Here is a 14598-nt window from a genome sequence, read left to right as displayed (position 1 = left end):
TTGATTCATGTCTACTCTATCATATTTTTACAACCATTTCTTGCCAGCATTCCAAGCCTGGCCCACTTTTTTTCCTACTTCATAATAGCCACTTTGGAAATTATCAAAAATCAACGCATGAAGTTTACCAGGATCCACTTTACCATTTTCATCCAATACCGATTCATCGGCACATACATTGACAATTTTACCAACCACGGCATGAATACTGCCATCCACGATATCTTCTAATTCACATTCCATGCAAACCGGGAATTCTTCAATGATTGGCGCATTGACATGTGTACTTTTGGTTACATGATATTTCGTTCTCTCAAACTTATCTTCGACCGTATTGCCACTAGCCATCCCAAAATAATCCGCCACATCCATATGATCGACATCCGCAATCGATACAGTAAATGCCTTGGTTTTGCGAATGTTTTTCGTTGTTTTATGAGGCTCACTAATAAACAAAGCAATTTTATCACTTGCTGCAATCTGTCCCCAAGCTGCATTCATGACATTGACCTGACCATTTTCATCATACGCTGCAATCATTAATACTGGCATAGGAAAAATGGCTTGTTGAACACCTAAATCTTTTTTCATAAAAACCCTCCATTCATCTAAAGTATGCTTGTTTTTCTCTTTTTCACAACCCGGATGACCGTATCCACATCAATGTGTTCCTCTTTTTCCAAAGAAGGAATATCGCCTTGTTCCACAAAATGATCACCAATTCCAATCACGGTGATTGGCTTCCAAATTGTTCGGCGAATTACATCCAATAAACTCCCTATTTGATCAGTTTCCCATACCAGAATGGGCAAATCCATCCGATCCAATTCTACCAACATGTTTTGATCCACAGGCTTAAAGAAACGCGCATTCACAACAACCAAAGACAGATTTTCTTCCTTTGCTTTTTGGATCAATACATCCACTTTGGGACCATACGTGATCACAATACAAAACGGATGCGAACCCACGATTTCTTTGGTCCAAGAACCAATGGGAATACACGCAAAAGTAGTATCTGTTTTTTCTACATTGCCTCGAGGATATCGAATCGCAAAGGGATGATCTTGACAAAATGCCGTATACAAAAGATTTCGAGCTTCTTTGCCATCTTTTGGCTGTGACAAGATCATATGTGGCATCATTTCCATCATCCGTATATCAAAAACACCCTGATGCGTCTCACCATCGGCCCCCACTAAACCGGCGCGATCCACACCAATCACAATGGGAAGATCCATTCGTGAAGCATCATGCAACAAAGAATCAAAAGCTCGTTGAAGAAAAGAAGAATATACGCTCACAAAAGGGCGTATACCACCTTGGGCCATGGCACTGGCCATCGTGATGGCATGCTGCTCAGCAATCCCACAATCAAAAAAACGATCTGGAAATGCTTTTTGAAAACCATACAATTTAGAACCTTGTGCCATGGCCGGCGTAATAGCGACGATCTTTTCATTCTTTTGGGCCAGTTCCATCAAAGCATCCGCCATTAATGCAGACCAAGAATACCCACTCTTCTTCATTTTTCCACTTGCCACATCAAACGGACCCACACCATGCCAATTTCCTTCCATATCAATTTCGGCCAATGGATACCCCTTGCCTTTTTGAGTCAATACATGAACAACGATGGGCCCTTGATGATCCTTGATGGATTCAAACGTTTGGATCAATGCCTTCAAATCATGCCCATTTAAAGGCCCCACATAATCCAATCCACATGATTCAAATAAAGAGCGATCCAAGAAACCTTTCTCAAAACCGGCATTGTTTTCCGAAATCGACATGCGATTATCGTTACAAACAATGATCATCTTCCTTTGTTTCGAACCAATATCCTGCAAAGCTTCAAAAGCCATCCCACCACTTAAGGCTCCATCACCAATGATGGCAATGACCTGATGATCTTTGTGTTGCATATCTCGAGCAATGGCCAGACCCAAAGCAGCCGATAAAGACGTTGAAGAATGACCCGCTTCCCAAGGATCATGGATACTTTCTTTTCGTTTTTGAAAACCGGACAATCCATCTTTTTGTCGCAATGTTGAAAATTGATCCATCCGTCCTGTCAAGATCTTATGTGTATACGATTGATGCCCCACATCAAAGATCATCTGATCTTGGGGCGAATGAAACACATAATGCAGAGCAATGGTCAATTCCACCACACCTAAATTGCTGGATAAATGACCACCCGTTTGCGAAATAGATTGAATCAAGAAAGCACGAATGGAAGCAGCTAATTTTTCTAATTCATCCAAAGATAACGATTGTATATTATTTGTGTTCATAGGCTCTCCTTTAAATGTTATAACATTATAAAGCTTTTCTATTATACTACAGAACTTGATATAATTGAAATGGTGATGCAAATGAAATGGAAACACTTATTTCCTGTCCGTATATTAAATCGTGGTAAATCCTATTTTTATTCGGGACAAGTCTATGATCTTGAAAAAAAAGAGCATACATTAACTGCAAAAGTGGATGGCTATGATACCTATTATGTAACCATTCAACTCAATGAAGATGAACAATCCATTCTTCACGCTGATTGCAGTTGTCCCTATGCCGAAGATCATAGCTATTGTAAACACGAAGCCGCTGTGCTTTTTGCCTATGATGATCAATTGCGAACAGAATCAAAAGAAAAAGAATACGAAAAATTCCAAATACAAATTTTGCCTCAAATCAAAAAAGCCTTTACAAAAAATGATTATTTTTTTGATATGGGAAAAGTGCTAAACTCCCTTCCCATTCGTTATGATACATGGCAAAAAGGCGTGCAATTGGTCCATGACCACGCAATAACTATCGATGAGCCTAAATTAACCTTGAGCGAATGGGTCGATGAAGATCAAACCCAATATCTCGTCGTCCAAAGCTATTATAAGAATCGGATGAGCGCCTATTTAGAATTGCGACACAACGAAATCAAACGCCTCAGTTGTCGTGATTATGAATGCCGTAATAGTTATGATACCTACTATGCACGCACACAACCAATTTGTGAACACGAAGCCGCCCTTTTATATTTAACGATCCAATATATCTTACAAAACAATCCCGGTGATCGGACCGATCGCAATGGCTTTGTGTTTTTAGAAACATTTAATACGACAAAAACCACCAATATAGATCATCATGTAAAATTAGTGCCCCATTTAAATGTTGACATCGATTCCCTATCCTTTTCCGTTTGGCTAGGAAATCAACGCTTATATAAAATTCGATCTTTTTCTAGCTTTGTCCATAACTTACATACCCAAACGCCGTATGTAATTAGTAAAAAAACGCAATTTCAGTTGGATAAAGAAAGCTTTGATCCCGAATACATTCCCTTACTGGAATTGATTGAAGCCAAAGTTGTTGAACGAGAAAACACACCCGTTCGGTATGGATATGAACCACTGCATATTGGTGCCGAAATTGACCTTTCCGGCCAGACAATTGACGCTTTTTATGATATTGCGCAAACCATTCCCGTGGAATATGAAAAGAAACACATCCAAACCAAAACAACCCAATTGGATATTTCTTTTACGATTAAACCCTTGATGCAAAATCAATCTACGCAAGGCATACAAGTCACAGGCCATGTACCAACAATTATTAAAGGCATCCGCTATGGCTACTATTTCGAAAACAATACCCTCTATCGAATTCCGTTAGACCAAGCCGATTCATTCATTCATATGCCTCGTAATGAAAATGACGATATTACTTTCCAAATTGGCAACAAACACCTAGCTCATTTTTATTACGATCAATTACCAAAGATTCAAGAAACCTCGCATGTGGAAATCATCGAACCAGAAACCATTGAATCCATCCTACCACCAGAACCGGACTTCACTTTTTATTTCGATGCGGATGATGATTACATGATCTGTACCATAGAGGCTATCTATGATAAATCAAGATACCGAATGACCGATGAAATCACAAATGATGCCAAAGGCTATTATTATGATCCATCCAATAAAGAACATCGTTATGTGGAACGAGAAATGGACATGTTTCAAATCCTCCAAAACTTTGATTTTCACTATCAGGACAAACACATGCTCTGCATCAAAGATGACGATCATGTCTACAAATTTTTAACAGAAGGCATTGATACCCTTCTACAATACGGAACCGTAGAAGCAACCACTCGTTTTGAACACCTACAAATCATTACTAAACCAAAGATCACAGTTGGTGTATCAGTAGACAGTGATTTAATGGACATTCAAATCACTAGTGATGATCTAACCCAGGATGAGTTAATTGAAATCTTATCGCATTATAAAGAAAAAAAGACCTATCATCGTTTATCTTCTGGTAAATTTGTTCAAATGGATGCGCAAAGCTTACAGTCCCTAGAACAAATGATGGAATCTTTACATATGACACCGAAACAATTGGTTTCTGGCAAAATGAATGTGCCGATGTATCGCGCTTTCTATCTAGATCGCATGTTAGCGGAAAAAAATGATCTACGCCAACGTAAAGATGCTAGTTTTAAAAACACCATCAAAAAATTCAAAAATGAAGAATTTGCCTTACCAAAAGAATTACATGCTGAATTACGTCCTTACCAAGAAGAAGGTTATCAATGGATCAAAACTTTGGAAGCCTATCATTTCGGTGGTATCTTAGCCGATGAAATGGGATTAGGAAAAACCCTGCAAGTCATTACCGCATTGGCCGCTCATAAAGAAGAACAACCATCACCTTCTTTGGTCATTTGTCCAGCATCTTTAGTTTATAACTGGAAAGCAGAAATGGAACGATTTGCCCCACAACTACAAACCGCATTGGTAAGCGGGACAAAAAAAGAAAGAAAAACAATTATAGAAAACTATATAAACTATGATGTCTTAGTCACGTCTTATGATTTATTGAAACGAGATATTGCCGAATATGAAGATACACATTTCTATTTTGAAATTATTGATGAAGCACAATATACCAAAAACCATACAACAGCAGCTGCAAAATCCGTGAAATTGATCAACAGTCAATGCCGCTTGGCCTTAACCGGAACACCGATTGAAAATCAACTACAAGAATTATGGAGCATCTTTGACTATTTAATGCCAGGCTTCCTCTATAGTTATGATTATTTCCGAAAGAATATGGAAGTACCTATCGTTAAACAACAAGATCAACAACAATTGGAACAACTTCGTAAGATGATTTCCCCCTTTATCTTACGAAGACTGAAAAAAGACGTATTAAAAGACTTACCCGACAAATTGGAAAAAGTGCAATATGTTTCCATGGATAAGAAACAAACCCATGTATACAATGGACAAGTCACCAAGTTGCAACAATTATTGAAAAAGACCAATGACGAAGACTTCAAAAAACAACGCTTTAAAATTCTTTCACAATTGACTCGTATTCGTCAGGTTTGTTGCGATCCATCCCTTTGTTTAGAAGACTACGATGGAACCAGTGCCAAACGAGAAGCCTGTATGGATCTGATTGAAAATGCGATTGAAGGAGGCCATAAGATATTAGTCTTTTCTCAATTTACGACCATGTTGGATAAACTAGAAAAAGATTGTGAAGCAAAACAAATTGCCTACTATGAAATAACAGGAGCCACAAAGAAAAATGTACGCATTGACCGCGTCAATGCCTTCAATAAAAACGATGTACCCGTCTTCTTTATTTCTTTGAAAGCCGGTGGAACAGGATTGAATCTGACTGGTGCCGATATCGTCATTCATTATGATCCATGGTGGAATACCGCTGCCCAAAATCAAGCAACGGACCGAGCCCATCGTATTGGCCAAAAAAATGATGTGACCGTTTATAAATTAATTATCAAAGATACGATTGAAGAAAAAATCTTAGAACTACAAGAAAAGAAACAAGCATTAGCCGATGATATTTTATCAGGCGAACAAATGAGCAATACGACCATTTCAAAAGAAGATTTGGAAGCCTTGTTGCAATAGACACAAACGGACAAGTGTTGTACTTGTCCGTTTGTTTTACCTATCAACGCAAACAATACTCACAAATAGCTAATACCGCTACTAACTCAACAGTCCCCAATACGATCAATTTTCCCAATGCCAACACCAACAAATTTAGATTGTAATGTAGTTTATGTATATTCATAAATAATTCCTCCTCGATTGTCAGTATATAAGTGGAATCGACATTATTTATGTCAATAATCGATTCATGTTTTTCTTGAACAATTTCACTTTAAATCATTATTTCTTGTTTGTCAACGAATCAATCAAGTTTTTCTTGATTATAATATAAAATATTTGTATAGTATCCATAAGAGGAAATAATTATGAGTTTAGGACAACGAATCAAACAAGCTCGCGAACAACATGGCTATCAACAAAAAGATCTCGCCAAAAAAGTAGGTGTAAAATCAGCCGGTGTGATTAGTAATTGGGAACGCGATCTAAATAAACCAGATGCCGATAAGATCGTGCAATTGTGTGAAGTCTTAGAAATATCGGCATCCGACTTATTGAATTGCCATATTCAAGAAGAATTTGTTTGTTCAACAAGAGAAAAAGATATGATCAAACAATTTCGCAGTTTAGACGACATCGCTCAAGAAGCCATTCTATCTTTATTATCTATTGAAGCAAAACGCCATAAAGAAGTAAACCTACCAACATGGACCTTACCTTTTTTCAGTGCTCGTCCAAGTGCTGGTATAGGTAACTATATGATGGATAATGAAGAAGAACAGATGGAAATTATCGATACTCCACAGGCTCGAAAAGCCGATTATATTTTACAAGTGGATGGCAATAGTATGGAACCAAAATTTCATAGTGGCCAATATGTTCTTGTCAAAAAACAAGAAACCATTCAAACCAATGAAATAGGTATTTTTGTGATTGATGGCGATGTTTGGATCAAACAATTTCAAATTGATCATCTTCATTCACTTAATCCAAAATATGCCGATATTCCCTTCGAAGAAGGTCAAGAAATTTATTGTATGGGAAAAGTGATTGGAACTGCAGAAAGGGTGTAACATATGGAAATTCAAATGAAACTAAAAGTGAGCGCACATGATTTTTATACCTTATTGATTCAATCGTTGATCAATGATATTCAAAATGTGACCCATCATACAATAACGGAACAAGAACTGCTCGGCTATCGATATAAGAAGAAATCAACACAACGAAAAGGAAGCATGATCAAAGTTCATGTCAAAAAACTCCTGCCGGATCAAGAATATCTGGTTCATTTCACTACATCAATAGATAAATCTATTCTTCATTATCAATTGACATCCATCGATGAAAAACATTGTTTAGTGACATATACAGAAGAATATAGTCGGTTTGATCAACAAGAACTCCCTGCTTCATCCCTTCGTGCGCAAAAAAGACGTGCAAAAAAAATGATCAAAGCCATAGAGCAATCGATCATTAAAAACTCAAAATCAAAACAATAGCCATACTGATAGCTTCCGTTATCAATGGAACCATGGCTGCATAATAGGCCTTCATCGGTTCCATACGATAATAAAGTACATACAAAACCATGCTCACAAAAAAAGCCAACACAAGAACAACTATTAAGACCCAATATCGTGAACTGGATACAATTTGCGCACCATATAAATCATTGATTAGGCATGTTTCCAACATCATCCACCCGGTAATGAGCAAGAGTTCCGTGGTTACTGGTCGATGAAAACCAAATACCGTGATCAATAAGAGCACAATATACGTTAATATGCCAACACCAATGATCTTTGAACCAGAAAACATTAGATGTTGAACACTTAACATACCCATTCCATGTACACTTAAACAAACACCAACCAATCCACAAAGTGCCGTAATCAATAATAAAGCACCCCGTATTCCATCTAAACGATCAACGACTACATTTGGTTTATAACACAAACTCCACCAAATCAAATAAAAGATGCAACAAACAATCAAACTCAACTGACCAATGATAATCGAGCGATGCATACTCTCACCTCACAATTTCTATTCCTTTATGAAGATTCGGTAAATATTGTACTTGAACGATATCTCCTACCTTATGATTTTTTATGTCCATGTCTAAGGTAATTCGTTCTTCGTCTCCTTGTATTGTTACTTGTTTATCTTCAATTTGAGCAATTTTCCCTGTAATCATGGGATACGCATGGGCATGCATATACGATAAATCTAAAATTGTAGGTACGATCAAAGACATAAACAAAATCACAAAGATGCCATTCCATACAATACCGGTAATAATCGTAATACCTTCTTTATGTGTTTGAAAGAATGGCTTTTTGATGTCAATTCCTCTTGTAATCACAAAAACAAGGCTTACGATCCAGACAATCAACAGGAACAAACTAATTAGAATATATCGCATCAATACATCTTGCATATAGTTATCTTATCATTTTTTCGAATGCCAACAAATATTTCTTCGCTTCCAATAAGCCGATAGAGGATTATTATGATTTGCATGAAGGCCAACAATAAATTCTCCTTGTTTTCTAAAATGGACCATCCTGGGAAGCATCACAATTCACTATAACTTGCCATAGTTCTTTTTCATACATGTCTTGTAATACGATTTTTTCAACTTATAATCAAAAAGCGAGGAAAACTTCCTCGCCCTATTCAGAAATATGACAATTACTTAATTTCAAATACTGTCCATCCGATACAGATAAATACGTACTATCTTCAAAATTACCATTCGCAATGATACTGTCTAATTGATGCGTTGCATCAACAGACACTTCATAGTATCCACCTAAGCCTGTATCTTCTAAACTTTTTGATTTTTTATCAATGACCAATTGATATTCTCCAGCTGGAAGGTCGACACCCACTTTAAACATACCGGATTTATGTACATTAATGGTTGGATTATCCCCATACGTATAAATTTTGATACGACCTACAGTCTTTAGATATTGCCCTTCTGAAACTGATACAATGGCAGCTCTATCAATATTATCATTAGCCAAAATACTATCAAATTCACCCGAAGCATCGGCATCGATTTCCCAATATCCTTTACCTTTTAAATAATACTCTCCGGCTGGCAAATCCGTACCAATCTTATACATACCACTCCGCCAGTACTTATGCTTCATCGATACTTCACTCAATGATTCGTGTTTTGGTGTTTGCGCATAAATAGGACTTAAACCCATTCCCATGATCATGGTTGCACAAAACAATGCTTTGCATCCCTTTTTCATCTTTTGTCTCCTTTTGTTCGTATATAACGAACCCCTTTTCTATTATCAATATATAGAAAGATGTATCCAAAAAATGGGACTTTATAAAATATTTTCAAATCTATATTTTAAAGTTTTTTTAAGGTATACTTGTTAAAGTTTCAAGACCAGAAAAGAGGGATACAATGAAAAGAATATTAAAAACAATATTTTTTATTCCAATGCTTCTTTTTCGGATTGTCCTGCATATAATCTGGGGTTTATTTAAGATTGCTCTTGTTTTATTTATACTTTTAGCTGGTTTAAACATCTATGCCCAAAATAGCGATTCCCAATTAGCAAAATCCATTACACTAACTGAAAATGAGATTGTTAGCTATCTTGCAAACGACAATAATAATGCAAATACAAACAATTTATCGACTGATGATTATTCCTATTATACGGGTATGAAATGGCCATCGGATACCGCAACCATCTATATCGCATCAACCAATCAAACATTGCGCTCTGCTTATGAAGATGCCATCGCCAATTGGAATAATACAGGCGTATTTACATTTACGATGGCAGATGATGAATCCAGCGCAGATATAGTTGCTTCGGATGCTTCAGATTCTAATTCATCCGCCGCAGGACTCACCGAAACTGAAAGGAATGCACTAACCAATCAAATTACACACGCAACGATTACACTGAATTCCTATTATTTGATTGAAAATCCATATTATGGTTATACGAATGATCGAATCGTAAATACCGCCGAACATGAATTAGGCCATGTGATTGGTTTGGATCATAATGATTCGGAAATCTCGGTCATGCAATCAGCCGGTTCCTATTATGGCATCCAACAAACCGATATCGATAAAGTACAAGCATTATATGCAGCTTAAGAAAGATGGACCTATTATCCATCTTTCTTTTCATTATTCACAAATCAATTGACCATGTATGATCCGACATCCACGTAATTCAGCCATTCTTGGATTTTCCTTCGTAAATAAATATACTTCTTCCCTGGTCAAATTCTGCGGAAAATCCTCCCAGAATTGATAAATAATTTTACGATTGAAACTAAAAAAATAAGTCACAAAATTTTCTTTCATTGGATACGTATGCCAAATTCTTTCATCGGGATCTTCTTTATAAAAACATACCATCGAACCATAACGAGCTTCTAATTCTTCTTTTGTCATATACATACGATTTCTTCCTTTCTTCGTATGCATCCTAACAAATGATCTGTCTAAAAAATCCACCAGACAAACTGGTGGACTCTTAGAATTAAAATATTATGCACGATCCATATATTGATACATCCAAGCAATGACATCTTCGACATCATCTTCTTCTACTTTTTGAAAAGCAGAATAGGCTGAACCCACTTTAGCACCTGGACATAATTCTTTCAAATCGTCTTCAATGTCTTGTTTGCCAACACCTCCATGTGATAGGAATGGCAGAATAGTCTTTCCGGTTAGATCTTGTTGTTTCAAGAATGTTGCCAATGGTAAGGCCACTTTCCCACCCCAGTTTGGTGTACCTACGAAAATCACATCGTAAGAAGATACATCAATGGATACAGGTTTATATGCCACATCCACATTTTCATCCATTTCTTCTCGAACACGTTTTAATAATTCTTTATAATTGGTTGGATAAGGATCCTGCGCTTCAATTTCATAAAGATCGGCATCCACTACATGTTGAATCAATTCTGCAGCAGACTTTGTATTTCCCGATTGACTATAATATACAATTAAATATTTCTTTGACATACACATTTCCTCTTTTCACTTATAATAGTATTCAAATTTTACACACGTGTCTAGGATTTTACTCCTGAAAATCCAGTGAATCCCTTTAACATCCGACGAATGCAATTCCAAAAATGTATAACAAAAAAGCCCTTATAGAAAGGGCTTTATTTTCTTTGGTGGAGGTGAGGAGAGTCGAACTCCTGTCTAAGCATCGTCCCACGATATTGCGTTTACAGTTTTTTCTATCTTTATGATCAATGGAACCGGATAGAAACGATTGCTCATTGATGCCATTCTAGAATTTTCATGACAAGCTTAGAATGATCACTTATCCCTATCTTCTTAGTTTTAACGCGTGTTGCTGACAAAGAAAGCAAAGATCAGTCAACCGGGCTGCAAGGTCTATCTACGACTCAATTAAGCAGCAAAAGCCATGCTTTGGTTTGCACCAAATACATTAGCAAGTTTGTTTTTAGCAATTAATTTAATTTGGTTATTACGCGTTCCTTCGCGACTGTGGCAGTATCCAAACAAATACTCATCGAATACCAAAATACACCCCCAGAAGGTACTTAATCATACCATCCTAATACCGATTTTTCAAGGCCTTTTGAATTTCACGTTTCGCATCTCTCGCTTTATTTGCTTCTCGCTTATCGTGTAAATTTTTACCTTTCGCTAACGCAATCTCCATTTTTGCCAACCCTTTGGAAAGATACAAAGAAACCGGAACGACCGTATATCCTTTGATTCGTGTTGCTTGATCCAATTTTAAAATTTCATTTTTATGCAACAATAAACGACGATCTCGATCTTCTTCATGATTGAATCGATTTCCAAATTCATAGGGAGAAATATGCATACCCTTGATAAATGCTTGCCCATTACGAATACTAATATAACTATCTCGTAATTGAACCTTCCCCAAACGAATGCTCTTGATTTCCGTACCCTTTAATTCCAAACCTGCTTCATAACGATCATACAATTCATATTCATGACGCGCTTTTCGATTTTCTACTACTATTTTTCGATTAGTCATTCTGTAACAATCTTTACTCCTTTTACATCCTTCATTACATTCTTAACATATTTTTGCACATATTCTTTCGAAATATCCTGTCCTTCACTTACCGTAACTTCATGTGTCTTTGCCTTTTTATTCGTCCATTCATGAATGGTATACATCTGATAATTGTTATAATTGGAATCATAATATGTGATGGTTGGTGTAAATGCAGCATCACTGACCGTCGCCTTTTTCTTATCATGATCATAGGTCACCTTAAAAGATGCCATACCACCAATCATATTATCATTCGCATTCTGCGCACTTATAAAATTACCCAAAGAATAATAACACAATGTATCTTGTTTATCACTCCGAATCCATTCAACCGGTTCGATCACATGTGGATGGGTACCAATAATCACTTCTACACCTAACGAATTCAATAATTTCGCATACTCTTTTTGCATATCGTTGACATCGGTATGATATTCCGTGCCCCAATGCATGGTAACAATCTGCACATCACTGACCTTATTCAACTTTTTCATATCTTTTTTAATCTTTGTTTTACTGATTTTATTGACCATCCAGGCTGTATCCGAATCATCCGGCTGAGACTCAAATCCATAGGCATAACTTGCCAAACCAACCCGAATTCCATGAATTTTCACAACAGTCGGTGTTTCAGATGCCTTCTTGGTTTGATAAGCACCCGTTACCGTAACATCTTTACAATGTTTTTGGATATAATCCAATTCTGTCTGCACACCCAACGTTCCCCGATCATAGGTATGATTACTGCATAGACTGAACCAATTGAATCCAGCATTCGCAACGGCATCATTAAATTTGGCTGGTCCATTAAACGAAGGATAACCATCCAACCATAAGCCATTCTTTGTGCCCGCACAAATCGTTTCGTAATTGATATAGTTTAAATCCGCTGTTGTATATTTTTTAATTGTTTTATAGAAATCATTGTAGTCGACATCTTTCATAGATTGATCCATGTTGCGAAAAATCACATCATGCAAAAGATTATCCCCTACACCCATGACCGTAAACGAATCCGTGTTGGTACTGGCACTCGTTTTTTTAGATAGAGTCGTGATGGGTTGGACCTGATTCATCAAATATCCAAATACACACATTACTAAAAAGGTTACAAACCAAATTCTCATTAAAACGTTCATACTTCTACATCCCTGCTAAGTGCGATATAAATAATTTTGCTAAACCTAAGAAAATAAAAAAGCCTAAAACATCCGTTGCCGTTGTAACAAATATCGTCGATGAAATAGCTGGATCTGCATGTAACTTCTTTAAACCTAAAGGCACCAAGAAGCCAAATAAACCAGAAACCAATAAATTACCAATCATGGCAATAAAAATGATCAAAGCCAAATAGAAATTTCCATACATAAAATACACAATGATAGCCGTAACAATACCAGTTGCAGCACCATCTACAACACTTAATAGCAATTCTTTTACTAGAGCTTTCCAATTTTCTTTTAAAGAAATTTCTCTTTTCGCTAGTTCACGAACTAAAATCGACATCGTTTGTGTTCCAGCATTACCACCCATTCCTGTTACAATGGTCATGGTAGCGGATAAAGCCACAACTTGTTCAATTGTATTTTGAAACATCTTAACAGTAAACGAAGCTAAAAAAGCCGTCAATAAATTAACCATCAACCAAGGCAATCGCATACGGATTGATTCGGATAAAGTACTTGAAAGATCCTCTTCCCGATTGACTCCGGCCATCTGTAACATATCTTCTTCATATTCTTCAACGATAACATCGATAACATCATCAACAGTAATGATACCTAAGATAGCCCCTCGTTTATTGACAACCGGAATGGAAGTTAAATCATATCGCGAAACCAAACGAGCCACTTGTTCCTGATCCACTTCAGGTTGAACGGAAATAACTGAATCATCCATAATCGTTGAAATTCGCTGTGCCTTTTGTGCACCCAACATATTACGAAGATCTACTTCACCAATCAAACGTTTCGTATCATCGATAACATATAACGTTTCGATAACCTCGGACTTATCTGCAATTTCACGAATACGCTGTAAAGATTGAGCAACCGTCCAGTTGGCTTTAATAGCAATATAGGAAGTGGTCATGATACCACCAGCCGATTCTTCTGGATATTTCAACAATTCTTTAATAATCTTTTGATCACCCGAACGCATTAAATTGATCAATGCTTTCTTTCGGCCAGTGGGCAAATCACCAATAATATCGACAATATCATCCTTCTGCATAAAGTTAAATACAGAAAGCAAGCGATGATCATCTATGAAAGAAGATAAACGAAGTCGTAAATCATCATCTGCATCTTCGATCAATTCACTCAAAGGCTCATCCTCTAACCATTGGCAAATCTTTTGAATATCGTCATCATCTAGATTTTCTATAGCTAGTGCTAAATCAACGGGTTCTACATCCACATAGAATGCTAAAAAAGAATCTTGATTTTGCAGGGCATCTTGCAACTTTTCTTGTGTAATTTTCTCCATAGATATCACCTCCACGAATCAATTTTAACACTGAAAAATAACAAAACAAAGCCATAAAGTAATGTGCACCAAATGTATACATTTGATTT

The 14598-nt window shown here is 36.7% G+C and carries 15 protein-coding genes and 1 other RNA gene; 4 read left to right on the top strand and 12 right to left on the bottom strand.

The features are described 5' to 3' along the window. Positions 1 to 27: 27 nt before the first annotated feature. Positions 28 to 591, bottom strand: a complete 564-nt coding sequence (locus EDX97_RS01725) for a flavin reductase family protein (RefSeq protein ID WP_128519464.1) — start codon at positions 589 to 591, stop codon at positions 28 to 30. Positions 592 to 608: 17 nt separating this feature from the next. Then, entirely contained in the window at positions 609 to 2297 is a 1689-nt protein-coding gene (locus EDX97_RS01720) for a 1-deoxy-D-xylulose-5-phosphate synthase (protein ID WP_128519463.1), read from the bottom strand. 81 nt (positions 2298 to 2378) lie between these two features. Here EDX97_RS01720 and EDX97_RS01715 point away from each other — a divergent pair, with 81 nt between their 5' ends. Then, on the top strand, positions 2379 to 5960 hold the full coding sequence (locus EDX97_RS01715) for a DEAD/DEAH box helicase (protein WP_183164225.1): 3582 nt from the start codon (positions 2379 to 2381) through the stop codon (positions 5958 to 5960). Positions 5961 to 6003: 43 nt separating this feature from the next. Here EDX97_RS01715 and EDX97_RS12090 read toward each other — a convergent pair whose 3' ends face one another. After that, a complete protein-coding gene (locus EDX97_RS12090) occupies positions 6004 to 6126 on the bottom strand; it encodes a hypothetical protein (protein WP_273344851.1) in 123 nt (40 codons plus the stop codon). A gap of 184 nt (positions 6127 to 6310) precedes the next feature. Between EDX97_RS12090 and EDX97_RS01710 the strand changes: the two genes are divergently transcribed. Further along, complete coding sequence (locus tag EDX97_RS01710) at positions 6311 to 7015, top strand: helix-turn-helix domain-containing protein (protein ID WP_128519461.1); 705 nt, start codon at positions 6311 to 6313, stop codon at positions 7013 to 7015. A gap of 3 nt (positions 7016 to 7018) precedes the next feature. Next, entirely contained in the window at positions 7019 to 7444 is a 426-nt protein-coding gene (locus EDX97_RS01705) for a DUF3284 domain-containing protein (RefSeq protein ID WP_128519460.1), read from the top strand. Here EDX97_RS01705 and EDX97_RS01700 read toward each other — a convergent pair. From EDX97_RS01700 to EDX97_RS01690, 3 genes are all read right to left on the bottom strand, one after another. Continuing rightward, positions 7419 to 7973: a hypothetical protein gene (locus EDX97_RS01700; RefSeq protein ID WP_128519459.1), complete on the bottom strand. Its 555-nt coding sequence runs from the start codon at positions 7971 to 7973 to the stop codon at positions 7419 to 7421. The genes EDX97_RS01705 and EDX97_RS01700 overlap by 26 nt on opposite strands. Before the next feature lie 4 nt (positions 7974 to 7977). Beyond that, on the bottom strand, positions 7978 to 8385 hold the full coding sequence (locus tag EDX97_RS01695) for a hypothetical protein (RefSeq protein WP_128519458.1): 408 nt from the start codon (positions 8383 to 8385) through the stop codon (positions 7978 to 7980). 235 nt (positions 8386 to 8620) lie between these two features. Beyond that, positions 8621 to 9214, bottom strand: a complete 594-nt coding sequence (locus EDX97_RS01690; protein WP_128519457.1) for a hypothetical protein — start codon at positions 9212 to 9214, stop codon at positions 8621 to 8623. Between the two features lie 164 nt (positions 9215 to 9378). On the opposite strand from EDX97_RS01690, the gene EDX97_RS01685 reads away from it, so the two are divergent. Next, entirely contained in the window at positions 9379 to 10089 is a 711-nt protein-coding gene (locus EDX97_RS01685; RefSeq protein ID WP_128519456.1) for a matrixin family metalloprotease, read from the top strand. A 33-nt stretch (positions 10090 to 10122) separates the two neighbouring features. Here EDX97_RS01685 and EDX97_RS01680 read toward each other — a convergent pair whose 3' ends face one another. The 6 genes from EDX97_RS01680 to mgtE form a co-directional block, all read right to left on the bottom strand. Beyond that, on the bottom strand, positions 10123 to 10398 hold the full coding sequence (locus tag EDX97_RS01680) for a DUF7675 family protein (protein ID WP_128519455.1): 276 nt from the start codon (positions 10396 to 10398) through the stop codon (positions 10123 to 10125). A 90-nt stretch (positions 10399 to 10488) separates the two neighbouring features. Then, positions 10489 to 10974: a flavodoxin gene (locus EDX97_RS01675; protein WP_183164224.1), complete on the bottom strand. Its 486-nt coding sequence runs from the start codon at positions 10972 to 10974 to the stop codon at positions 10489 to 10491. A gap of 156 nt (positions 10975 to 11130) precedes the next feature. Then, positions 11131 to 11519: a transfer-messenger RNA gene (gene ssrA / locus EDX97_RS01670) on the bottom strand. Positions 11520 to 11542: 23 nt separating this feature from the next. After that, a complete protein-coding gene (gene smpB / locus EDX97_RS01665) occupies positions 11543 to 11998 on the bottom strand; it encodes an SsrA-binding protein SmpB (RefSeq protein WP_128519453.1) in 456 nt (151 codons plus the stop codon). Continuing rightward, the gene (locus EDX97_RS01660) at positions 11995 to 13161 is read right to left on the bottom strand and encodes a CapA family protein (protein ID WP_128519452.1); all 1167 of its coding nucleotides are present in this window, start codon (positions 13159 to 13161) and stop codon (positions 11995 to 11997) included. Before EDX97_RS01660 ends, smpB begins: the two co-directional genes overlap by 4 nt. Before the next feature lie 4 nt (positions 13162 to 13165). Then, the gene (gene mgtE, locus EDX97_RS01655) at positions 13166 to 14509 is read right to left on the bottom strand and encodes a magnesium transporter (RefSeq protein WP_128519451.1); all 1344 of its coding nucleotides are present in this window, start codon (positions 14507 to 14509) and stop codon (positions 13166 to 13168) included. Positions 14510 to 14598: the final 89 nt, after the last annotated feature.

The sequence above is a fragment of the Absicoccus porci genome (assembly GCF_003725415.1).
GTDB classification, from domain to species: Bacteria; Bacillota_I; Bacilli_A; order Erysipelotrichales; family Erysipelotrichaceae; genus Absicoccus; species Absicoccus porci.
This window is presented reverse-complemented; position numbering and strand designations above follow the sequence as displayed.